We start from the raw sequence: 21,232 nt of genomic DNA, 5'->3' as shown, positions 1-21,232 counted from the left end.
GACCCGGGCGAAGCGGCTCAGCCGTCTTTCTTGCCGGGGCCTTTGCCGTTGCCATTGCCATTGCCGTTGCCCGGTCCCTTGTCGTCTTTTCCGCCGGGACTCTTGTCATTCGGAGCCGGCTGGGCGGGCTCATCACCACCGTCGTCGACGACCGTGTCCGACGACTGTGTGGGCGCGGGATCCGTTGTGGGCGTCGGCGTCGGCGTCGGCACGAGAGAGGTCAGGTCGGCTCGGACGGTGGCGATCCGACTCAGGATGCCGTCGGCTTCGTCCGCGGAGATCTCGCCGGAGTCACGGCGGGCGACCACGTCGGCCTCGAGAGCATCCAGGCTCGCGAGAGCCGAGGCGTAGTCGCCACCAGAGGCCTGATCGGCCACGGTCTGCACGTTCTGCTGCCAGGCCGTGGGGGTCGCAGCCGGCGGGGTGCACGCCGTGAGGACGATGGCCGCGGCGAGGAAGAGGCCCGCGGCAGGGGCGGCGCGGCGGATCACGGACCCACCTGCTTCCAGAGGTCGTCCATGTGCTGGTCGAGGGGCTGGGGAAGCGACGGCAGAGCGGGCTCGTCGGCCCCGCCCGCGGAACCGACAGCTGCGGCGATGCCGACGCCTCCGGCGGCCAGGAGAACCGCAACGACGGCGCCGATGACGAGCGCGCGAGGCGAGGGCTTTGTCTCGGCCCGCCGCCGAGTCGGGTTCACGGACGGCTCGAAGACGCGCGTGGGGCCGGTGCTGCCGGCAAGGGCGGCCGTCGAAAGAGGCGAGGCCGGCTTCGCCGGGGCCGATACGGGCACCGTCACCCCCGAGAGGGTGCCGAGCTCGGAGATGAGGCCCGTGGCATCCGGTCTCTCGTTCGGCTCGATCGCGGTCATCCGCTCGAGAACTCCACGCCACGCGGGCGGGATCTGCGCGGGGATCTCGGGAGCCGCGACGAGACGGGCGGCGAGGGCCTCGTGCGGGGTGCGGGACCCGAAGGGGCGGGAGCCGGTCAGCGCCTCGAGCAGGACGAGTCCGAGCGCGTAGACGTCGCTCGCGGGGCCGGCGGGCATCCCCCGCGCTTGCTCGGGGCTGAGGTACGCCGCGGTGCCGATGACCGTGTCGGCTCGGGTGACGCGTGTCGCCCCGACGAGCGAGGCGATACCGAAGTCGGCGAGGGTCGCGCGCGGGCTCTCGCCGGCGTGGGCGGCGGGTCGGATGAGGATGTTCGAGGGCTTCACATCGCGATGGACGATGCCGCGACCGTGGATGACGGCGAACGCCTCGGCGATCTCGCGACCGATGCGGGCGACATCGGGCCCCGGAAGCGCTCCGCGCGCTATGCGATCGGTGAGGGTCGGTCCGGCGATGAGTTCCATGGCCAGGTAGGCCGGCTGCGCGTCGAGCTTGGCGTCGTACAGCGTGACCAGGGAGGGGTGCGACAGGGACGCGAGCAGCCGGATCTCGGAGCGCACGCGCGCCACGTCGGAGGGGTCAGCGCCGTCGCCGTCGATCACCTTGAGGGCGAGGGTGCGTTCGAGAGCGGTGTCGACGGCTTCGTAGACACGCGCGTAACCGCCCTGGCCGAGGACGCGCCCGAGGCGATAGCGCCCGTCGAACAGGTCGTCGACGGCAGGGTCGTATGCGACGGTGGGGGTGGGTTCGGTCATATCAGCTCTCCGGGGATCGACCCCGCGGGGCTCAGACGAGGTCGTCGTTCGAGGAGCGCGTGCTCGAGCGCGTGACCTGCGCCGCCCCCGCTCCTTCGGTACGGGTGACCGTATCGGTTTGGCGACGACGAACCAGCATCACGACCCCGATGAGGAAGACGACGACGCCCGCGCCCATCATGATGTAGCCGATCGTGGTGAGATCGACGAAGTCGTTGGGGAGGTTGACCGCGAAGGCGAGGATGGCACCGACGACGAACAGCGCGATACCGGCTCCGACACTCATGACAGACCCCTTTCGAAGGTCTCCTCAGCATCGCAGCACCCTGCGGAACCCCGTGACGGTCTTGACAACGCCTGTCAAGACGGGGGCGGTGCCCCCGACCCGGGTGTGACATGGATGCCATGAGCCAGAACGACGTGACCACCCGATTGAACCGAGGCCAGTGGGAGAACGCGGTCGAGGGCCGGCCCGAGCTCTCGGCGAGCTTCTCCAGCCGCGAGGAAGCCGTGGACCAGGGACGCACCGTCGCGGACGAACTCGGTTCGCGGCACATCGTCGAAGACGCCGAGCCCACCGGGTCCGTCACCGACGAGGACTGACCCCGGCAAGACCGAAGGCCGCGATCGTAACGATCGCGGCCTTCTCGATGTGCCCCCGACTGGAATCGAACCAGCGACCTTTGGTACCGGAAACCAACGCTCTATCCCCTGAGCTACGGAGGCGGACCGGTCAAGATTAGCACCGTGGAGCGGTCGAGCCTGACCCGCGGAGCGGCCGTCGGCTTGTCGCGACGCCCGCCCCGCGGCATCCGGATCATTCGTCGCCGACGACTCCGATGCCCGTCGCCTGGTGGTCGGCATTCGGGTCGTCCTTGGAGGGAGCCTTGGCTTCCTCGTCGACGTCGTTCTCCTGGCTCGGCTTGACCGTGGGGTCGTCGCCGAGGTCGGCGGCATCGTCGGCCGGTGCGGAGTTCTGCGGGTCGCTCATGGGATTCCCTTCGTCGCGTACCTCTCCAGCCTGTCAAGAGTGCCGACGGGGAACACCGGCTTGACCGAAGCGTCCGCCGGGCCTAGCGACCGAACAGACCGCGCACGCGACGCCCGACGGACTGCGTCAGCAGCACCTGTCGACCGTTCACGTCCACCGCGAGCACCGAACCGCCGAGTCCTCCGCTTCGCACCGGCTCGGCCTCGCCGCGGACGTACGCCTCGGCGACGTCGACGTGGACGGCGAGCAGCTGAGCGCTCTGGTCTTTGGAGGTGTTGGCGTCGACGATCTGCAGGCGGTGGCCCGTGTCGGTCTCCACCGAGAACCACCGCGAGCCGGGCGTCGACACGACGGCCCAGCGCTTTCCGCGCGAGAACCGCGCCCAGGCGGCACCGTCACGCAGCTCGGTCGTGACATCGAGGTCGGCCTGGGCGATGACGAGCACCTCGAGCATGGCCAGTGCTTCGGCCGCGGTCACGTAGTCACCGCGGTCGGCGCTGAGACCGCCCCATTCGAACCTGCGCTCGCCCATCAGACACTCGCCAGCAGGTCGCGCAGCCAGCCTTCTCCGACGACGGGGACGCCGTAGTCCCGCGCCTTGCGCGCCTTGCCCGACAGCGAGTCGGGGTCCGCGGCTACGAGAATGGCTGTTCTCTTGGTCACGGCGGGTTTGGGCACGAAGCCGGCTGAACGAAGATCCCGCTCCCACTCGGACCTCGAACGCGACATCTCGCCGGTGAGCACGATCTCGTCGCCGGGCGCGAGAAGGAACTCCTGGAGGACGACCGTCGGAGGTGACGTCAAACGCGTGGGCGGCGCGAGAAGAAGACGGGACACCATCTCGTCATCGATGTCGAGCAGAGCGCCGACGAGCTCGACGTCCGCCCGTTCGACATCCGTGACGACACCGTCTGCCCAGACGACGTTGACCAACGCGGTGAAATAGTCGCGGTGCAACCGATGCGCGGTGTCCCGCCCGATCCCGGACCGATCAGCGAGAGCGACGAGGGCATCCTTCTCGTGCTCGGAGAGGTAGCGATCGAGAAGGGCGCGCTCGACGAGCGCGAGATACTCCGCTTGCTCATGGGTCTCTGAGACATCGGGAATCCGCACCACGATGCGGTCGATGAAACCGGGGGTGACGGGGGGCACCTCGTCCCGGGCGAGCCACGCATCGCGCCCACCGTCGAAGGGCGTCAGGTGCGGGGCTGACAGGAGAAGCGGATCCCACTGCTCGCTCCCCCCGCTTGCGATGAACGCCTCGAGAAGGCGGGCCGTGGCCAGCGCATCAGCTGAAGCCCGATGCGCACCCACGAGCGGTATACCGAAGGCATCGCAGCAATCCGCGAGGGCAAGGCCGCTGCCGAGATGTGTGCGGGCGAGGCGCATCGTGCATGCCGTGACGAAGTCGTCGGCTCGCCTGTAGTCGATCCGATCGAGCTCGGCGTTGAGGAATCGAAGGTCGAAAGACGCGTTGTGGGCGACGACCACTCGACCCGACAGCAGCTCCAGCAGCTCGGCGGCGACCCTCTCGAAAATCGGAGCCGCGATGATCTCGCGAGCGGAGATGTTGTGAATGCGTTGTGCACCCAGATCTCTACGCGGGTTTATCAGTGTCTCCCACTGCCCCGTGATCGTTCCGTCCGGGTCCGAGTGCACGACGGACACCTCTATCGCACGATCGTCACGTTCGGGGACGAGGCCCGTCGTCTCGAAGTCGATGGTCGCAAAGCCGCCCGCGGCGCCGGTCTTCATGCCCAGAGCGTAACCCCGCACAGGAGTCGAGTGGCCCCCGGGCGGAGACATCGACCGCGTCGAAACTGCGCCCGTCAGGTGCGGGGCCGGAGCCGGTCGTCGGGATGCAGACTGCGCAGCGGCACCGAGCCGTCGACGATCGCTTGAATCGCACCGGTGCTCACCTCGAGCTCGGCAGAGATGCGGTCGAGGTCGGCACCCGACGACACCGCGGAGCGAAGCGCGGTCACGGCCGCGTCCGAGGTCTCGTCGACGTCGTCTGCCGTGCTCTCCACGAAAGCCGCCAGGCGGGCCTGAGCGAGGCGGATGCACGTGCTTTGGCGTTCACTCCGGTCGGAGAGGTCGGGATGATGGTCGATGGTCTGGGCACGATCAGGGGTCATGAATCTTCACTCCGGGGGAAGTGTCCGCCCGCGCGGCTTCGCGAGCTCCTTTCCATCGTCGCGAAACGACGTCCGTCCGCACATCCCCCGAGCGATGTATTCCACCCCGGCCGAACGGCGGATGCCATGGCTGCGGCGTGGCAGCCATGGCATCCGTCTCAGTCGCCCTTCACATTGACGATCTGGCGCAGCGTGTGCCGCACCGTGACGAGGTCGGCGGCATCGGCCATGACCCGGTCGATCGACTTGTAGGCCTGCGGGATCTCATCGATGAACGCGTCGGTGTCTCGGTACTCGATCCCCACCATCGCTTCGCGCAGCTGTTCGCGCGTGAAGGTCTTGCGGGCGACCGATCGCGAGTATTCACGACCCGCGCCGTGCGGCGACGAGTTCAGCGCGACGGGGTTGCCCCGACCCTCGACGACGTACGAGGCCGTGCCCATCGACCCCGGGATCAGGCCCGGACGACCGGCGTCGGCCATGATCGCGCCCTTGCGCGACACCCACACCTGCTTGCCGAAGTGCCTTTCGGACTGGGTGAAGTTGTGATGGCAGTTGATCCGCTCGCGCTCTTCGACGGGGGCGTCGAGGAATCGCCCGAGCTGGTTCGCGACGCGGTCCATCATCTCTTCGCGGTTGAGCAGGGCGAAATGCTGCGCCCACCGGAGCTCGCTGACGTACCGGGTGAACTCCGGCGTGCCCTCGACGAGGTAGGCCAGGTCGGGGTGCGGAAGCTCGATCCACCACTGCTTCGCGAGCCGCTGCGCCACCTTGATGTGGTGCTGCGCGATGCGGTTGCCGACGCCGCGCGAGCCGGAGTGCAGGAACATCCACAGGTCGTCGTTCTCGTCGAGCGAGATCTCGATGAAGTGGTTGCCGCTGCCCAGCGACCCGAGCTGGTGCCGCCAGTGACCGGCGTACGACGCGGGGTCGAACCCGGCCTCGTCGGCGAGCTCTTCGAGCTCGGCCACCCGCGGCTCGGCGGTCGCGACGATCTTGCGGTTGTCACGACCGGCCGAGAGCGGGATGGCACGCTCGATCTGCTGCCGCAGCTCCGCGAGGTCCAAGCCGTCGAGGGCGGAGGCGTGGAACTGCGTCTTGACGGCGATCATGCCGCAGCCGATGTCGACGCCGACGGCCGCGGGCATGATGGCGCCGAGCGTCGGGATGACCGACCCGACCGTCGCGCCCAGACCCAGGTGGGCGTCCGGCATGAGAGCCAGATGGGGGTGGATGAACGGCATCCGGGACGAGGTACGGGCCTGCTCGATGGTCTTGTCATCGATCAGGCTCGCCCACGACACCAGCCGTTCGGTGAGCTTGTGCATGGATCCTTCCTTCGTGTGGTGCGCCGAAGCGCGGGGAGTCGAGCCTGCGGACGAGGCACTCCCCCACACGGTGGAAAGAGAAACGCCCCGACCTGACGGGGCGGGGCGAAACGAGACAGATGTCTAGACGACCGGCGCCGGAGGGTACGACGAGAGCAGGAACGGCAGGTAATTGCCCTGCTGCTCCGGACGGAGATCGCGCATCGCGGTCATGGTCTCGTCTTTCCTCGGCTCACCGTGCCGAGTGGCACGGATTTGAGACCATAGCGGATGCCGAGAGCCGATGACAAGGCTCCCGGCGGTCGTGGGCGGAGGGGGCGAACCTCACCCCGTCGACTCAAGCCTCGGTCGGCCGATCGAAGTCGTAATCGAGAAGCTCGTCATCGGAGTCGGAAACAGGCTCGACAGCTCGAAGGTGCGGACGCGGGAAGAGCCGGTGCTTCTCGAGCTCGGCGGCCGCGTGCGAGAAGTCCGGCTCTTCTTCATGCCAGTCCAGCGGGGCGGAGAGCACATCGTTTCCGACCCCGATCACGAGCTCCGCCTGAGCGACCTTCTTGTCCTCCGTGACGATGGGGATGCTCACGGCCTCGGACTGCCCCTCCTTCGCCACCGCCGCGGTCAACTCGATCAACGACGCGGCGACGTCGTCAGTGGTGATCACGGTCTCGCCGGCATAGGTCACGCATCGCATACGCCTACTGTGCGGGTCGTGAGGACCGACGCAGGGTGGCTTGCTCGTCGAGCGAGCGTGAGATAGACCCTCAGCCGCGACGCTGGGGCGAGCGGAACATGGTCTCGTCCAACTCGAACCACACCGCGCAGACGGTGTCGAAATCTCCGAAGGGTTCGGGTTGGGGATCGCTGAGGGACAGGCGATAGCCGCGAGGAAGGTCGTCTACGTGCTGTCCGTCGCGCGGGCCGCCGACGAGCACGTAGATCACGGGGAATCGACCGCCGGGTGCTCTACCGCGACGCCGTCCACCGCGTCACTCATGCGTCGGAGGAACGCGACCACCGCGGCAGACTCGTCGGGCGTCATGTCGATGACGGCTGCGAGCATGCGATCGTGCATGTTGCCGAGCGTCTGCCGCACCTCGGCGTGCGCGCGGGGGGTGGCCTGGATGAAGATGCTGCGCCGGTCGTCGGGATTCGCCGCCCGGGTAACGTGCCCCGAGCGTTCGAGCCGGTCGAGGATCGCCGTGGTGGAGGCGGTCGAAAGACCGAGATAGCGGGTGAGCTCCCCGGGTCGCACCTGACGGTTGACGTCGCGCAGCAGATATCGCAGGACGAGGAGTTCGTTCTCGCCCATCGACATCGAGTCGCGCGTACGACGGCGCATCGCGACCTCGGCCGCGCGATAGATGCGGAGGGCTTCGAGAACGGCCTTACTACGGTGGCGCCGATCGGACGGCTCGTCGCCGTACCAGTACGTGACCTCTTCGGCTGCGTCCGCGGGCGCGGGACGAAGGGACGTGGTTTCGATGTCCGTCATGAAACACTCCTCCCCGCTCTTCCCGCGACTATACCTCGGAAATAATAGTTAGACAAACTAGTTACTAGCCGAGTATGTTCTAAGTGCAGTTAATCGCTTTCGAAGGGAGTACCCCATGGGCCACCTGTTCTACGGCACCTCGACCGACTCGATCCAGATCCCGGATCGCCTGCTCTCCCACATCAAGGTCGTCACGACCACCAAGCTTCGACGCAGCGAAAGCTTCACGCTCAGCTGGACGCACGTAGACGGCGCCCCCGGCCGCTCCACCCTGTGGCTGCAGCCCGCCATCCCCCTGCGCTTCGTCTTCGACTCCGCTGAGCCCGAGAGCCTCAATTCCACCGCGCTGAAGAACATGGCCGACATGGCCAACTCCTCGGCCGGTCTCGTCGTCGACCTCGAGGTCGAGATTCCCGCGAGCGACAGTGCACAGCGTCCGCAGACGGTCCGCGCCAGCGCCCCCGCCCGCCGTACCCTTTCCGCGGTGGCCTGACATGACGACCCCGACGTCCACGTCCCCTGCTCCCCTGACGGCGGCCCGCGTCCTGTGGGCGAAGGTCGACACCGGTTTCTGGGTCGTTCACCGCGGCGGCGAGTATTTCGGCTGCGTCGACCAGGTCGCCGGTGGGTTCGTCTCCCGCGATGCGCACGGCGTACCGGTCGGCCGTTACGACACCCTCGACACGGCCAAGGCGTCGCTGCGTTCCACCACTCACCCGGCGAACGTCTCGCGCCGTCGCCGGTTCGAGCGCGCGACTGTGCTCACCGCTACCGGCGTGGGCGGTACGACCCTCGCCCTCGCGTTGACGGCCGGCGCCTTGGCGCCGTACCTGTGATCGTCGTGGGCGACATCGAGCTTCGCGACGAAGCAGACGATTTCGAGGATGCCGCGAGCGCGGACTTCACCGAGCGCTTCGGCGTTCGTCCCCTGTGAGAGCGTCCACCCCCTGGACACGGACGGTGGTCCGTGACACCGTCGCTCCACACCGACGACGAAGAGGATGACCATGACGCATCACGACGGACGCGCGAACGACGCTCCCGACCACGACTCCTCCGGGGCGGGAAGCGAGTCTCCCGAAGAGGGCGCCGCAGCCCAGCAGGATGCCGACGAGGCGGCCACCACCGAGGGGTCGCCCACCGGCCGCATCGACTGATCGTCAGAACGCGTACCGCACCCGGCAATACGGGAGCTTGAGCGCGATGAGGTCGCCCAGAGCGGCCACCGCTTGCGCCTTGAGCGGATGGCGGTAGCGCACGTTCACGGCCCTGTTCTGCGACGTCTTCTCTTCTTGGACGGCGGGAGTCCACAAGAGTTCTTCCCCCTTCGGATGCCACCCGAGGTTGACCTCGTGGAGCCCTTCGTTGTGAGTGAGGAAGATCACCTCGCATGCGAGTTGTGCCTTCGCCCGGGCATGGAGGGCGGCGTCGAGCTGGTCGAACAGCTCCGCCCAGTCGGCCAGCCACGTCGGGGTGAGGATGACGGGTGAGAAGTTGACGTGCACCTCGTACCCGGCGTCGACGAAATCGTTGATGGCCGCGATCCGTGCGGCCATGGGCGAGGTGCGCAGGTCGGTGACCTTCGCGGTGGCCGCGGGCATGAGCGAGAAGCGGATGCGCGTCCGCCCCGCCGGGTCCCAATCCAGCATGTCGCGGTTGACGAACTTCGTCGCGAAAGACGCCTTCGCGGTGGGCGTCATGCGGAAGAGCTCACAGACGTCGCGTACGTTGTCGCTGATCATCGCGTCGACGGAGCAGTCGCCGTTCTCGCCGATGTCGTAGACCCAGGAATCGGGATCGCATTGATTCGGCTCGGCCTTCGGCCCGCGCGCCGCCACATGCCGCGCGAGATGCCGGCTGATCTGGTCGACGTTCGCGAAGACCGTGATGGGGTTGCTGTACCCCTTGCGCCTCGGCACGTAGCAGTAACTGCACGCCATCGCGCAGCCGTTCGAGAGCGACGGGGCGATGAAGTCGGCGGATCGCCCGTTCACCCGCGTCGTCACGCTCTTCTTCACCCCCAGCACCAGAGCCTCGGTCTTGATGCGCACCCAGCGCGCGACGTTGGTCTCGTCGCCGTGCACCTCGGGGATCTGCCAGTGCGAGGCGATGGGCACGATGTCGGCCTCGGGCCAGCGCGCGACGATTTCCCGGCCGCGCTCGAGCTCGAGAGCGGCGTCCTCCGCGTAGATGCGGGTGACGCGCAGCAGATCCTTGCGCTCGACAGCCATGGTCCTTGTCTACTCGGGGGTTCCGACATCGGTGGCGCCGGGCATCGGCTGGCAGCGCGGGCACCACCACGTCCGCCGTTGCTCGGGGTCGTTCTGCACCTCGTCGCGCACCCGCACGCGGGTTCCGCAACGCAGGCAGGGCCGCCCCGCGCGCCCCGCCACCCAATGCGACGCCCCCTTCCGGCGGTCACCGGTCGTGACCTGATACATGCCGGGCACGGTCGCCGAGATCCGCAGGCACCGTGCGGCGAGCGCCGTGAGCGCGTCGAGGTCGGTCATCCCGATGGGGGCGAAGGGGTGGATGCCGCGGAGGAAGGCGAGCTCGTTGACCCAGAGGTTGCCGAGACCCGCGACGGCGGTCTGATCCAGAAGCGCCGCGACGAAGGGCCGGTCGGGGCGTGACGAGAGTCGGCGCACCGCCTCGGCGGCATCCCAGTCGTCCCGCAGCGGGTCGGGACCGAGGTATCCGATCACATCGCTCTCGCTCGCGGTGGGGACGAGCTCCACGACGGGGAGATCGAGACCCCACACCTCTCGCCCGTCGTCGAGTCGCAGGCGCACCCGCGCCGTCTCGCGCACCGCGGACGGCAGGGAACGCCCTGCCCGCGTGATGGTCCAGCTCCCCTGCATGCGCAGGTGGGTGTGCAGGGTGGACCCGTTGTCGAAACGGGTGAGCAGGTGCTTGCCGAAGGTGTCGTATCCCTCGATGCGAAGACCCCCGAGCGAGCGCCCGGCGGCGTTGCCCGACCGCAGCTCCCCGTCGTGCACGCGCGCACCGAGGGTCGCGGCCTCGAGTCGTTGCCGGAGCCGATAGACGCTGTCGCCCTCGGGCACGGCTACCGTGCGGCTGCGTGCAGCTGATCGTCGCGGGGAGCGAGGTCGGGGCGCAGGCGCGTGCCGAACTCGTGCCGGAGTGCGCTGAGCGCGGCCTGCCATCCCGCCAGGCCGTGCACGCCCGGGCCGGGGCTCGTCGACGACGAGCACAGGTATACGCCCTTCATCGGCGTGCGCCAGGGGTCGGGGCTGTAGACCGGGCGTCCCAGGAGCTGCGTGAGCGTGGGGGCGCCGGCCGAGATGTCGCCGCCGGGGAAGTTCGGGTTCCACGCCGCGATATCGACGGCCGTCCGAGACGACGAGGCCAGCACGGTATCGCGAAATCCCGGGGCGAAGCGCTCGATCTGACGCACGACCGCCTCTTCACGATCGGCGGGGCTCCCCGACGGCACGTGGGTGTACGCCCACAGGACGTGTTTGCCCTCGGGCGCGCGGGTGGAGTCGAACAGCGTCGGTTGGGCGGCCAGGACGTAGGGGGCGTCGGGGAGGTCTCCCCGGGCCACCGCGTTCTCGGCCTCGGCGATCTCGGCGCGCGTGCCGCCGATGTGCACCGTGCCGGCGCGGGCGACATCGGCGTGGGCCCACGGCACGGGATCCGACAGGGCGAAGTCGACCTTGGCGACGCCGCCGCCGTAGCGGAACCTCTCGAGCACATGACGGTAGGCCGCCGGCATCCGGTCACCGCAGAGCCGGATCAGCGAGCGCGGGGTCGTGTCCAGGAGCACGGCGCGGGCCGGAGGCAGCTCGTCGAGGGAGGTCACCTCGACACCGGCGCGCAGCACTCCCCCGTGAGCGCGGATGTCGGCGATCATCGCGTCGGCGATCGCCTGACTGCCGCCGACGGGAATCGGCCACCCGCGGCCGTGACCGTAGGTGGCGAGCACGAGGCCCGCTCCCCCGGCGGCGAGGCTCGGCTGGTGCAGGATCGTGTGAGCCGAGACGCCGGTGATGAGGCTCGGTACCACCTCTTCCCGGAAACGCGCGTTCCACCACGGCCCGCCCTGCTCGAGAGCCCGGATGCCGAAGAAGAATGCCGCGAGGGGATCACCCGGGACGCGGAGAAGGGCATTCCCGGTGAAGTCGGCGACCCCGCGCAGGTGATCGACGAGGGGGCGCATGAGGCGCTCGTAGGCCGGACCGTCGACACCGAGTCCCTCGGCTGCTCGCGACAGGTCGCGGTACGCCAGCCCCGCGCGGCCGCCGTCGAGCGGATGGGCGTACGAGACCTCGGGGACGACGAGAGGAACACGTCGGTCGAGACCGAACTCGCGGAAGAACCACGACTCGAGCGCGAGTGGATGCACGGCTGAGCCCACGTCGTGCCGGAAACCGGGGAGGGTGAGTTCCGCGGTCGAGGCGGCACCGCCGAAGGTGTCGCTCCTCTCGTACACGGCGACCGAAAGCCCCGACCGAGCCAGCGTGACGGCGGCGGCGAGCCCGTTCGGGCCGGAGCCGACGATGATCGCGTCGTAGCTCTCGCTCATCGGTCGATCGGCTCCTTCTCGGCGGTGGACTCGTGGCCGAGCGCCGCCGCACCGCCCGTCGATCCGGGGGCGCCGCCCTCGGCCAGATAGGCCAGGCGGTGCAGGGTCTCGGCGTTGCGGTAGCGCGTGATCGCATCGAACACCGTGTCGGGCAGAAGCGTCGTCGGGCCCGTGACGGGCTCCTCTTGGATACGTACGACGCAGCGATCACCGCGGGCCTTCACATCGATCGCCACGCGCGCGACGCCGATGAGTCCGCCATGGGGCTCGAGCACCGCGCGACGCGGCGGATCCCACTCGCGCATGACCGTGTTGTCGTTGACCACGAGCGGCCACGAGCCGAAAGAGTGGTGCAGCGTCGCACCCTCGGCGGGCCACGACTCGGAGACATCGCGTATGCGCGAGGTGCCCACCACCCAGAGGGGATACAGCCATCCGTTCGCGAGGACCCGGAAAACGTCGTCGGGCGTGCAGTGCATCAGACGCACGTTTCGTGCCATGGGGCGTTCCTCCTCGGCATCCGGATCGACGGCGAAGACCCGATGGCCTTGCCGACACCGCCCACGCTACGGCCCCTCTCGGACAACCGTCTCGGAGGTTGCGCCCGGGCGCATCGCCCGATAGCGTTCAGGCGGCGGACGGGAGCACGAACCACGCGCGCGTGCCGCCCGCGGGAGAAACGTCGAGACCGATCGTGCCGCGGTGCGCCTCGACGATGCGCCGGCAGGTCGCAAGACCGATGCCGATCCCCTGCACCTCGGCACCATGGCCGCGCTGCATCGGCTCGAAGACGCGCTCGCGCAACTCGGGGTCGAGCGCATCGCCGTTGTCGTCGACGGTGATGCGCCACCCGTCGGAGAGGACCTCGACGCTCACCGCGATGCGCGGTGCCCTCTCGGCCGCGACCGTGAACTTCACCGCGTTGGCGATGAGGTTCTGCAGAAGGACCCGCAGCAGCGTGTCATCGGCGCGCACGAACGACGTGCTCTCGACCATCACCTCGGCACCCGTGTTCGCGAGTGCGCCGTCGAGGTCCTCGAGGACGGCGTCGACCGTGTCGGACACATCGACCTGGGTCATGTACGGGCGGGCGCCGCCCATTCGAGCGAAGTCGAGCAGATCGGTGACCATCGACGTCATGCGCCCGGCCGCGGCCTCCGCGCGGGCCAGCGACTGAGCGGCGCGCGGGGCGTCGACCATCTCGGGGCTGTCGGCCGCCAGCTCGAGAAAGCCCGTCAACGCGGTCAGGGGGTTGCGCAGATCATGACTGACCTGCATCGCGAAGCTCTCGAGTTGGGCGTTGGACTCGATCAGATCGCGCTGGACCCGGCGCAGTTCGAGAACGTCGATCACCTGGTGCGCGAGCAGATCGAGGGCGCGGCTGCTGGCATCCGAAAGTTCTCCCACCTCGGTGTCGAAGACGCAGAGCGTGCCGATGGCGACACCGGCCGGGGTGATGAGGGGGCTCGACGCGTAGAAGCGCGTGTGGGCGATCTCGCCGGTGACGAAGGCGTTCTGCGCGAAACGCGGATCGAGACGGGCGTCGGGGACGACGACGCGACCGGGAGTGCTGATGACGGCGGCGCACATCGAGTCCTCGCGGGCGCACGACGCGACCTGGATGCCGACCGCCGCGACCTGGTGCTGCATGCGGTCGTCGATGATGTTGATCACCGCGGTGGGCACGTTGCACACGGTCGCGGCGAGCTCGACGAGCCCCTGGAGGTCGGGCTCGGTGGGCTCGCCGACCAAGCGGTACTGCGCGATGGCATCGCGCCTCGTCACGTCATGTGCCGTGGACATGTGGTCCCCTCGTCCCTGAGAGCCCCGCCCGAAAGCCCCGCCCGAAAGCCTATCCGCACCGGGATACACCGCGGCCGCCCGATGGGAAAGGGGCTCGCGAACTCTTCCCACACCGCGGAGAGTCGAGCAATGAGTACTCCGACCTTCCCCCAGACCCCGTCCGACCCCTCGCAGCCCACCCCCTCGGAGCCCACCGCCCCGAACCCCTCCGAGCCGACGGTTCCGACGCCCGCGGAGCCGACCATCCCCCTCCCGCCCGAGACGGAGCCCGCACCCGCCGGCGCGTCGGACTCCTCCGCCGGAGCGTTCGCACGGACGGACGAAGACGCGACGGGGTCGGCGGAGATGGATGCCGACAACGCCGCGGAACAGGACGTCATCGACGCCGTCGACCCCGGCGGACAGCCCGACTGACCCCCGGGCATGACAAGAGGGGCGGCGCCGAAATCGGCGCCGCCCCTCTTGTCAGGTCAGTGTCGGATCACGGGTTGCCGCGCGTCCACAGCAGCAGGATCGCGACCGCCTGGAGCACGAGGCATCCGACCAGGATCGCCGTGCGACGACGCGGGGTCGACGACCACCGCTCGTCGCCGAGCAGGGGCGCCATCGGCATGAGCAGGCGGAACGTGCTCTGCTGCGGCAGGAACACCGCGAAGATGTACACGCCGTAGCTGAAGCCGTAGGCGACGACCATGAGGCCGAGCTTGCGGACGGGGCGCGACCACATCAGCGCTGCGAAAGCGACGATCAGCGCGATGACGAGGACGACGCCGACGACGCCCAGGTGCGTACCCGCCTGGCGGAACCACGGGGTGAACGGCGTGAACTCATCGTTGCCCACGTAGTCCAGCCACCAGCCGAGCTCGGTGCGGATGTAGGCGTTGTGCGTGCCCGTGACATACTGCGCGATGTGGTTCCACGACAGACCCGCCGCGGCGATGACGAGACCGGATGCCATGAGCGAGAGCCACTCCCGCATCGGGAACGGATCGACCTTGCGGCGGAAGAAACGCACGAGGAACACGATGCCGAGAGCCAGGCCCAGAGCCAGCACGCCCGGACGGGTGTAAGCCGTGATGAGGCCGATCGGCAGGATCCACAGGTAGCGCCGTTTGATCGCGAGCAGCATGCCCGCGAACATCAGCAGCATGAACAGGCCCTCGCTGTAGCCGATCACGAAGAGGAACGACATCGGGGCGAAGGAGAAGAAGACGACGGCCCACCAGGCGGGCTGCGGCTTGGTGACCGTGCGCATCAGCACGAAGAGCAGCCAGGTGGCGCCGAGGCTCGCCCCCAGGCTCAGGAGAACAGCGATGGGCTGCCAGCCGAGACCCGTGGCACCCGAGAGCACGCGGACCATCGTCGGGAAGACCGGAAGGAACGCCCAGTTGTTGGGCAGGATGTCGCCCGAGACGTTCATCGGCAACGACATGGGATAGCCCTGGGCGGCGATCTGACCGTAGCGGTCGGCATCCCACCCCGTGAGGTAGTCGAAGAAGGTGCCGAGTCGCTCGCTGTCGGGACCGAATCCCCAGCGCGCTGCCTTGGCGATCGAGTAGAAGCCCCACAGCATCGCGAAGTTGACCACGCGAGCGATGGCCCACAGGATCAGGACCTTGGTGAACGCGCCGCGCTCGATCGGGACGATGCCCTCGGGCTTGCGGAGGACGTCGTGACCGTACTGGCGCAGGGAGCGACCGAGGCGCGAATCGCGCAGACGGTCGAGACGACTCGGTCGTGCGATGACGCGCGACGGACGCGTCGGGGAGACAAGCTCGCTCGGCGGTGCGCTCACTCGGAACCTTTCACAGGGGGAAGATGTGGGCGAGTGACGACGGTGTCTGGCCCGGACAAGTGCAGTTGGAGAGGATGGTACCGGATGAAACCGTGCGTTCCATCCGGTTGACTTTCGAGAAATGACCTGGTCAGTGGCTGTCGCCCACGAGCTTCAGACCGACCACGCATCCCACCAGCCCCAGCACGAGCAGCACCTTGACCACCGAGACCGTCTCGGTCCCGCTGACCATCGCGACCACGATCGTCAGCGCCGCGCCGATCCCGACCCACACCGCGTAGGCGGTGCCGGTGGGGATCTCGCGCATCGCGAAGGCGAGGCCGCCCATGGATGCCACGAGCGCGACGCCGAAGATCACGCTCGGCCAGAGCTTGGTGAAGCCCTCGGTACGGCCGAGGGCGGTGGCCCAGACGGCCTCGAGTATTCCGGACAGGATGAGGACGATCCACGACATGGCTGTGCTCCTTGGCCAGTCTTGTCGCAGTCCGGGTACTGATCCCTCGTCCGGGGACGCGGGGGGCGTCCAGTCCCGAAGGTAGCGCGCCGACCTGGGCAGAACCCGGGCACCGCGGCATCCGCCCCTCTCGAGCCACGCATAAACGCTCTGCGCGCGCGGAAACACGCTCTGCTCGCGTTTCTGCGCGCACATCGCGTTTATGCGCGGGGCGTTAGGCGGCGCGTTGGGCGGGGCGTTGGGCGGGGCGTTGGGCGGGGCGTTGGGCGGGGCGTTGGGCGGGGCGTTGGGCGGGGCGTTGGGCGGGGCGTTGGGCGGGGCCGGGCGGCGGGGTGCCGGCATCCGGGGTCAGATCAGGAAGATGGATGCCGACCCGGGATTGTGGGCGTGGACGAGGACGCCGAAGACCACGGCGTCGAAGAGCAGATGCACCGTCACGACGTACCAGAGCGAGCGCGTCTTCAGGAAGAGGAAGCCCTGCACGATCGCGAAGGGGATCGTCAGCAGCGGCCCCCACGCCTGGTAGCCCAGCTCCCACAGGAACGACACGAACACGATCGCCTGCAGCAGGTTCGCGGTGAGGTCGGGGAAGTGTCGACGCAGCAGCGCGAAGACGGTGCAGATGAAGAAGAGCTCGTCCCAGATGCCGACGGCGCCGACGCCCACGAACAAACGAGCGATGAGGCTCGGGGGTGACGACCTCGGGCCAGTTGCGGTAGACGCCCGAGGTGATGAAGTAGAACGGCAGGATCAGGTAGCCGAGCACGATGACACCGCCGAGCCAGGCCCACTGCCACCAGGTCCATCGTCCGCCGCCGCGCCACGGGAAGCGGATCGCATTGTCGCGGTAGACGAAGCGCGAGATGACGTAGGGCACGACGACGGCCCCGCCCAGGGCGAGGGTGAAACGCACGAACGCGGCGTTGTCGAGTTCGGCGTGCAGCGGGATGAGGCTCACGATGAACTGGCCGATCGCGACGAGCGAGACGTCGCGGGCGATGCTCGGCTCCTCACCGCGAGCCAGCGCGACTCCGCCCCGGCGGTCGACCAGGATCCCGGATGCCACCGCGAGCGCGAGCAGGATCCAGCCCAGCCATACGACCTGGACGACGAACAGCGCCGGCGCAGCGAGGCACACCAACAGCGCCGGGACGAGCTTGGGCGTCCAGGTGGAACGCTCGCGGACCGGCACCGCGGTGTGCGCGGTCACGGCGAGACCCGCGTGTAGCTCAGGTCGCGGATGTCGCGGCCGACGCGCAGCCCCTTGCGCTCGAAGGCGGTGAGCACGCGGCCGTCGAAGCGCTCTGCCCACTCCCCCGCGAACGCGCGCTCGAAGCCGGGCGCTGCGTCGAGAACGTCGCGCATCTGATCGGCGTAGTCCTGCCAGTCCGTCGCGAGGCGCAGGGTGCCCCCGGGGCGCAGGGCCTGGGCGGCGATACGCGCGAAGTCGGGGGCGACGAGGCGACGCTTGGTGTGCTTGTTCTTGTGCCAGGGATCGGGGAAGAAGAGCCAGAGCTCGTCGACGGATGCCGGCGGGAGCAGGTGCTCGAGAGCCTCGGGGGCATTGGCCTCGACCAGGCGCAGGTTCTTCACGCCCTCGCGGTCGGCGTCGAGCATGGTGCGGGCGAGACCGGCGGTGAACACCTCGACGGCGAGGAAGTTGCTGTCGGAGTCGGCCGCTGCGGCGGAGACGATCTGGTGGCCCTGACCGGAGCCGATCTCGACCACGAGGCGGGCCGTGCGTCCGTAGACCTCGGCCGGGTCGATGGCCGTGCCCGCCTTCACGCTGGTCGTGGCTGCGGCGCGCTCGACAGGGAGCAGATAGAACGGTGAGAGCTCGGCCCACGCCCGGTCCTGCGCCTCGGACATGCGGCCGCTGCGGCGCACGAACGACACCGGCTTGTCGCGGAAGACTGGGGCGTCCATAGCATCCAGGCTAGGCGTCTGCGTATCGGGGGTGTGCCGCACGGGCACCTTGCGGCCGCTCACGGGACGGTCACGAAATCGATGAGTTCCTCGACACGGCCGAGCAGGGCCGGCTCGAGGTCGCGGAAGGTGGTGACCTTCGACAGGATGTGCTGCCACGCGCGAGCCGTGTCGGCCTGCTCCTCGGCGGGCCAGCCGAGCGCCCGGCAGACGCCGACCTTCCACTCGATCCCGCGCGGCACCTCCGGCCACGCGGCGATGCCGAGCGCCCGGGGCGTGACGCACTGCCACACGTCGACGAAGGGGTGGCCGACGATGCGCACGTGCGCGCCGTGACGGCCCCGCGCGATCTTCTCGGCGATGCGCGACTCCTTGGAGTTCGGCACGAGGTGGTCCACCAGCACGCCGTAGCGTCGCTCGGCGGTGGGGGGCTCGGCATCCAGGGTCTGCTCGAGAAGGTCGACGCCCTCGAGGAACTCGACCACGACTCCCTCGGCGCGCAGGTCCGCACCCCACACCTTCTCGACGAGCTCGGCGTCGTGCTTTCCCTCGACGAAGATGCGGCTGGCGCGGGCGGTACGCGCGCGCTGGTCGGCCACGGCGAAGGACCCGGATGCCGTCCGCGTGCGCCCCTTCGCCGCGGCGGCGGGGGCCCTCAGCACCACGGGCTTGCCGTCGACGAGGAAGCCTCCGCCGAGCGGGAACAGCCGGCGCTTGCCGAAGCGGTCTTCGAGCTCGACGTTCGAGCCGTCGATGCGGGTCACCGCGCCGACGAAGCCGTCGCCCGCGATCTCCACGACGAGATCCGCGGATGCCGCGACCTCGGCGGGCCTGATGCGTCCGGCGTCGCGCCACCCGCGGGCGAGCACGTCGGTTCCGTAGCGGTCGTCCATGGTGTACCTCCGAGCGTCCGAGCCTAAGCGGCGCTCGCGTGCGCTCACAGCGGACGCGCCGCTCCTACCCCGGTGTCGGCGGTCGTTTATAGGGTGGACGCATCCGGCAACCGAAGGGGACTGCATGCGAAAGCCGAACGTGCTGCGCACGATGACGGTGCTGCTGCTCGCGTTCGTCGGAGTCCTGGTCGCTCCCCTCAGCGCCGCGGCGATCCCCCCGCCGACGCTCGGGTCGAGCTATGTGCTCGACCAGGCGGACGCGCTGACCGACGCGCAGGAGGCGGACGTCCAGCGACGTCTGCTCACTCTCTCCGAGCAGACCGGACTCGACCTCTGGGTCGTCTACGTCGACGGCTTCCAAGACCCCACCGGCGCCGACGACTGGGCGAACGAGACCGCCAACCGCAACCGGCTCGGTCCCAACCAGTACCTGCTGGCCGTGGCGATCGAGGGCGATACCTTCCAGTACTACCTCTCGGGCGACGTCGATGCGGGCGGGATCTCGGCGGCCCAGCTCACCTCGATCGAGCAGGATCAGGTGCAGCCGGCGCTCGAGGCGGGCGACGACGCGGGCGCGGCGGTCGCCGCGGCCGACGGCCTGCGCACCGCGCACGCGAAAGCGGGCGGCAACATGCCGAACCCTCCCCCGACGCCGGCGACGCAGAACGGCCCGGCCATCGTGCCGATCGTCCTGGTCGGCGTGCTGTTGCTCGCCATCGCCGCCGGCCTCGTCTGGCTGGCCGTGCGTCGACGCCGTCGAGCGACGACGCCCGGTGCGGGTGGTATCCCGACCGAGAGCATCGACGACCTCTCCCGTCGCGCCGGTTCCGCCCTCGTGTCCACCGACGACGCCGTCAAGACGAGCGAGCAGGAGCTCGGCTTCGCCCGCGCGCAGTTCGGCGACGCCGCCGCAGCTCCCTTCGTCGAGGTGCTCGACCAGGCCAAGGCCGACCTCGACCGGGCGTTCTCGATCCAGCAGCAGCTCGACGACAGCACCCCCGAGACCCCTGAGCAGCAGCGCGCCGGCTATACCGAGATCCTGCGGTTGTGCACGGCCGCCGACGAGGCTCTGGATGCCAAGGCGTCCGCCTTCGACGAACTGCGCGCTCTCGAGGCAGACGCCCCCGGCGCCCTGGCCGCGATCCGCGGCCAGCACGCGACGGTCGCCGCGGGCCTGAGCGAGGCGGAGACGAGACTCGCGCGCCTGACCGAACGCTTCAGCGACGACGCGCTCTCCCCCGTCGCCGACAACCCGGCCCAGGCCCGAGCGCGGCTCGAGCTCGCAAGCTCCCAGGAAGCGGAAGCCGCCGCCGCTCTCGCCGCCGGTCGCACCGGAGAAGCGGCCGTCGCCATCCGCGCAGCGCAAGCGGCCGTGGCCCAGGCCGACACCCTCGAGCGCTCCGTGGGTGCCCTCGAGGCATCCCTGTCGGACGCGAACCGACGCGCCTCGGCCCTCGTCGCGGAGATCGAGGGCGACCTCGCGGCGGCCGGCCGGCTGCCCGATCCCGACGGACGAGTCGCCGCCGCGGCGGCCTCGGCGCGGTCGCAGCTCGATGACGCGCGCGGTGCGCTCTCGGTCTCGCGCCCCCACCCCGCGCAAGCGATCGACACACTGCAGCAGGCGAACGCCACCATCGACGCGGTGCTCGACGAGGCCCGTGACGCGGCCGAGCGTCGACGCCGCGCCGAGAGCGAGCTCGACACGACACTCGCTCAGGCGCGCGCCCGGGTGACCGCGACCGAGGACTTCATCTCCACGCGTCGGGGGGCGGTGGGGGCCACAGCGCGCACGCGTCTCGCCGAGGCCGGTGCCGCCCTCGTGCAGGCCGAGCAACTGCGCATCGCCGACCTGGTCGCAGCCCTCGCCGCGGCCCAGCGCGCGGCCCAGCTCGCCGCCGCCGCCGATTCCGCGGCACAGAACGACGTCGGCGCCTTCGGCGGCGCAGCCGCCGGCGGCGGAGGCGACATGATGGGCGCGATCCTCGGCGGCATCGCCGTGAACGCCATTCTCGGCGGCGGGCGCTCGCGCGGTGGCTTCGGCGGTGGCGGACTGGGCAGCCTGGGCGGCCTGGGCGGCCTCGGCGGCGGGTTCTCCGGCGGGAGCGGGCGCTCGCGCAGCGGAGGCTTCACGGGCGGCGGACGCTCTCGAAGCGGCGGCGGCGGAGGCTTCTCGGGCGGTGGTCGCAGCCGCGCCGGCGGCGGGCGGGGATCGCGCCGCTAG

General features: G+C 69.5%; 26 protein-coding genes, 1 tRNA gene, 1 pseudogene and 1 riboswitch. Of the genes and pseudogenes, 6 read left to right on the top strand and 22 right to left on the bottom strand.

Annotation, left to right across the window (positions count from 1 at the left end):
- Positions 1-17: 17 nt before the first annotated feature.
- The 3 genes from OVA17_RS10555 to OVA17_RS10545 are packed head-to-tail and all read right to left on the bottom strand — an operon-like array spanning position 18 to position 1,928.
- A complete protein-coding gene (locus OVA17_RS10555) occupies positions 18-491 on the bottom strand; it encodes a hypothetical protein (protein WP_267786517.1) in 474 nt (157 codons plus the stop codon).
- Positions 488-1,642 (bottom strand): serine/threonine-protein kinase, encoded by a 1,155-nt coding sequence (locus tag OVA17_RS10550; RefSeq protein ID WP_267786516.1) that lies wholly within the window; start codon positions 1,640-1,642, stop codon positions 488-490. The genes OVA17_RS10555 and OVA17_RS10550 overlap by 4 nt, the downstream gene beginning before the upstream one ends.
- 31 nt (positions 1,643-1,673) lie before the next feature.
- Positions 1,674-1,928, bottom strand: a complete 255-nt coding sequence (locus tag OVA17_RS10545) for a DUF6458 family protein (RefSeq protein WP_267786515.1) — start codon at positions 1,926-1,928, stop codon at positions 1,674-1,676.
- Positions 1,929-2,047: 119 nt separating this feature from the next.
- Between OVA17_RS10545 and OVA17_RS10540 the strand changes: the two genes are divergently transcribed.
- Entirely contained in the window at positions 2,048-2,245 is a 198-nt protein-coding gene (locus OVA17_RS10540; protein ID WP_267786514.1) for a DUF2188 domain-containing protein, read from the top strand.
- A gap of 50 nt (positions 2,246-2,295) precedes the next feature.
- On the opposite strand, the gene OVA17_RS10535 is transcribed toward OVA17_RS10540, so the two are convergent.
- From OVA17_RS10535 to OVA17_RS10495, 9 genes are all read right to left on the bottom strand, one after another.
- Positions 2,296-2,368: transfer RNA gene (locus OVA17_RS10535), tRNA-Arg, on the bottom strand.
- Positions 2,369-2,459: 91 nt separating this feature from the next.
- A complete protein-coding gene (locus tag OVA17_RS10530; RefSeq protein ID WP_267786513.1) occupies positions 2,460-2,633 on the bottom strand; it encodes a hypothetical protein in 174 nt (57 codons plus the stop codon).
- An 82-nt stretch (positions 2,634-2,715) separates the two neighbouring features.
- Complete coding sequence (locus tag OVA17_RS10525) at positions 2,716-3,165, bottom strand: hypothetical protein (RefSeq protein WP_267786512.1); 450 nt, start codon at positions 3,163-3,165, stop codon at positions 2,716-2,718.
- On the bottom strand, positions 3,165-4,388 hold the full coding sequence (locus tag OVA17_RS10520; protein WP_267786511.1) for an exonuclease domain-containing protein: 1,224 nt from the start codon (positions 4,386-4,388) through the stop codon (positions 3,165-3,167). The genes OVA17_RS10525 and OVA17_RS10520 overlap by 1 nt, the downstream gene beginning before the upstream one ends.
- A 74-nt stretch (positions 4,389-4,462) precedes the next feature.
- On the bottom strand, positions 4,463-4,771 hold the full coding sequence (locus tag OVA17_RS10515; RefSeq protein WP_267786510.1) for a hypothetical protein: 309 nt from the start codon (positions 4,769-4,771) through the stop codon (positions 4,463-4,465).
- Between the two features lie 158 nt (positions 4,772-4,929).
- Positions 4,930-6,099 carry an RtcB family protein gene (locus OVA17_RS10510; protein WP_267786509.1) on the bottom strand — a complete coding sequence of 390 codons (1,170 nt, stop codon included), beginning with the start codon at positions 6,097-6,099 and terminating at the stop codon, positions 4,930-4,932.
- Positions 6,100-6,436: 337 nt separating this feature from the next.
- Positions 6,437-6,760: a hypothetical protein gene (locus OVA17_RS10505; protein ID WP_267786508.1), complete on the bottom strand. Its 324-nt coding sequence runs from the start codon at positions 6,758-6,760 to the stop codon at positions 6,437-6,439.
- Between the two features lie 100 nt (positions 6,761-6,860).
- Positions 6,861-7,040 carry a hypothetical protein gene (locus OVA17_RS10500; RefSeq protein ID WP_267786507.1) on the bottom strand — a complete coding sequence of 60 codons (180 nt, stop codon included), beginning with the start codon at positions 7,038-7,040 and terminating at the stop codon, positions 6,861-6,863.
- Positions 7,037-7,591 (bottom strand): MarR family winged helix-turn-helix transcriptional regulator, encoded by a 555-nt coding sequence (locus OVA17_RS10495; protein ID WP_267786506.1) that lies wholly within the window; start codon positions 7,589-7,591, stop codon positions 7,037-7,039. Before OVA17_RS10495 ends, OVA17_RS10500 begins: the two co-directional genes overlap by 4 nt.
- Before the next feature lie 115 nt (positions 7,592-7,706).
- Here OVA17_RS10495 and OVA17_RS10490 point away from each other — a divergent pair, with 115 nt between their 5' ends.
- The 3 genes from OVA17_RS10490 (at position 7,707) to OVA17_RS10480 (ending at position 8,748) form a co-directional block, all read left to right on the top strand.
- Complete coding sequence (locus OVA17_RS10490) at positions 7,707-8,084, top strand: hypothetical protein (RefSeq protein WP_267786505.1); 378 nt, start codon at positions 7,707-7,709, stop codon at positions 8,082-8,084.
- A 1-nt stretch (position 8,085) separates the two neighbouring features.
- Positions 8,086-8,427 carry a hypothetical protein gene (locus OVA17_RS10485; protein WP_267786503.1) on the top strand — a complete coding sequence of 114 codons (342 nt, stop codon included), beginning with the start codon at positions 8,086-8,088 and terminating at the stop codon, positions 8,425-8,427.
- A gap of 171 nt (positions 8,428-8,598) precedes the next feature.
- Positions 8,599-8,748, top strand: a complete 150-nt coding sequence (locus tag OVA17_RS10480) for a hypothetical protein (RefSeq protein WP_210071997.1) — start codon at positions 8,599-8,601, stop codon at positions 8,746-8,748.
- A 3-nt stretch (positions 8,749-8,751) separates the two neighbouring features.
- On the opposite strand, the gene OVA17_RS10475 is transcribed toward OVA17_RS10480, so the two are convergent.
- The 5 genes from OVA17_RS10475 to OVA17_RS10455 form a co-directional block, all read right to left on the bottom strand.
- A complete protein-coding gene (locus OVA17_RS10475) occupies positions 8,752-9,822 on the bottom strand; it encodes a spore photoproduct lyase family protein (protein ID WP_267786502.1) in 1,071 nt (356 codons plus the stop codon).
- Positions 9,823-9,831: 9 nt separating this feature from the next.
- On the bottom strand, positions 9,832-10,656 hold the full coding sequence (locus OVA17_RS10470) for a DNA-formamidopyrimidine glycosylase family protein (RefSeq protein ID WP_267786501.1): 825 nt from the start codon (positions 10,654-10,656) through the stop codon (positions 9,832-9,834).
- A 2-nt stretch (positions 10,657-10,658) separates the two neighbouring features.
- Positions 10,659-12,140: a phytoene desaturase family protein gene (locus OVA17_RS10465; protein ID WP_267786500.1), complete on the bottom strand. Its 1,482-nt coding sequence runs from the start codon at positions 12,138-12,140 to the stop codon at positions 10,659-10,661.
- Positions 12,137-12,640 carry an SRPBCC family protein gene (locus tag OVA17_RS10460; RefSeq protein ID WP_210072001.1) on the bottom strand — a complete coding sequence of 168 codons (504 nt, stop codon included), beginning with the start codon at positions 12,638-12,640 and terminating at the stop codon, positions 12,137-12,139. Before OVA17_RS10460 ends, OVA17_RS10465 begins: the two co-directional genes overlap by 4 nt.
- A gap of 127 nt (positions 12,641-12,767) precedes the next feature.
- Positions 12,768-13,943 carry a sensor histidine kinase gene (locus tag OVA17_RS10455; RefSeq protein WP_267786499.1) on the bottom strand — a complete coding sequence of 392 codons (1,176 nt, stop codon included), beginning with the start codon at positions 13,941-13,943 and terminating at the stop codon, positions 12,768-12,770.
- Positions 13,944-14,072: 129 nt separating this feature from the next.
- Here OVA17_RS10455 and OVA17_RS10450 point away from each other — a divergent pair, with 129 nt between their 5' ends.
- Positions 14,073-14,357 (top strand): hypothetical protein, encoded by a 285-nt coding sequence (locus OVA17_RS10450; RefSeq protein WP_267786498.1) that lies wholly within the window; start codon positions 14,073-14,075, stop codon positions 14,355-14,357.
- 67 nt (positions 14,358-14,424) lie between these two features.
- On the opposite strand, the gene OVA17_RS10445 is transcribed toward OVA17_RS10450, so the two are convergent.
- The 5 genes and pseudogenes from OVA17_RS10445 to OVA17_RS10425 all read right to left on the bottom strand — a co-directional run bounded on the left by OVA17_RS10445 (position 14,425) and on the right by OVA17_RS10425 (position 19,011).
- Complete coding sequence (locus OVA17_RS10445; protein WP_267786497.1) at positions 14,425-15,738, bottom strand: hypothetical protein; 1,314 nt, start codon at positions 15,736-15,738, stop codon at positions 14,425-14,427.
- Positions 15,739-15,868: 130 nt separating this feature from the next.
- A complete protein-coding gene (locus OVA17_RS10440; protein ID WP_103210182.1) occupies positions 15,869-16,192 on the bottom strand; it encodes a DMT family transporter in 324 nt (107 codons plus the stop codon).
- Between the two features lie 10 nt (positions 16,193-16,202).
- Positions 16,203-16,267: riboswitch (guanidine-III (ykkC-III) riboswitch) on the bottom strand.
- A 273-nt stretch (positions 16,268-16,540) separates the two neighbouring features.
- Positions 16,541-17,402: pseudogene (locus tag OVA17_RS10435) on the bottom strand (CPBP family intramembrane glutamic endopeptidase).
- Positions 17,399-18,118, bottom strand: a complete 720-nt coding sequence (gene trmB, locus OVA17_RS10430; protein ID WP_267786495.1) for a tRNA (guanosine(46)-N7)-methyltransferase TrmB — start codon at positions 18,116-18,118, stop codon at positions 17,399-17,401. Before trmB ends, OVA17_RS10435 begins: the two are co-directional and overlap by 4 nt.
- A gap of 59 nt (positions 18,119-18,177) precedes the next feature.
- Complete coding sequence (locus OVA17_RS10425; protein WP_267786494.1) at positions 18,178-19,011, bottom strand: DUF3097 domain-containing protein; 834 nt, start codon at positions 19,009-19,011, stop codon at positions 18,178-18,180.
- Positions 19,012-19,135: 124 nt separating this feature from the next.
- Between OVA17_RS10425 and OVA17_RS10420 the strand changes: the two genes are divergently transcribed.
- Entirely contained in the window at positions 19,136-21,232 is a 2,097-nt protein-coding gene (locus OVA17_RS10420) for a TPM domain-containing protein (protein WP_267786493.1), read from the top strand.

The sequence above is a fragment of the Microbacterium sp. SL75 genome, assembly GCF_026625865.1.
GTDB lineage: Bacteria > Actinomycetota > Actinomycetes > Actinomycetales > Microbacteriaceae > Microbacterium.
This window is presented reverse-complemented; position numbering and strand designations above follow the sequence as displayed.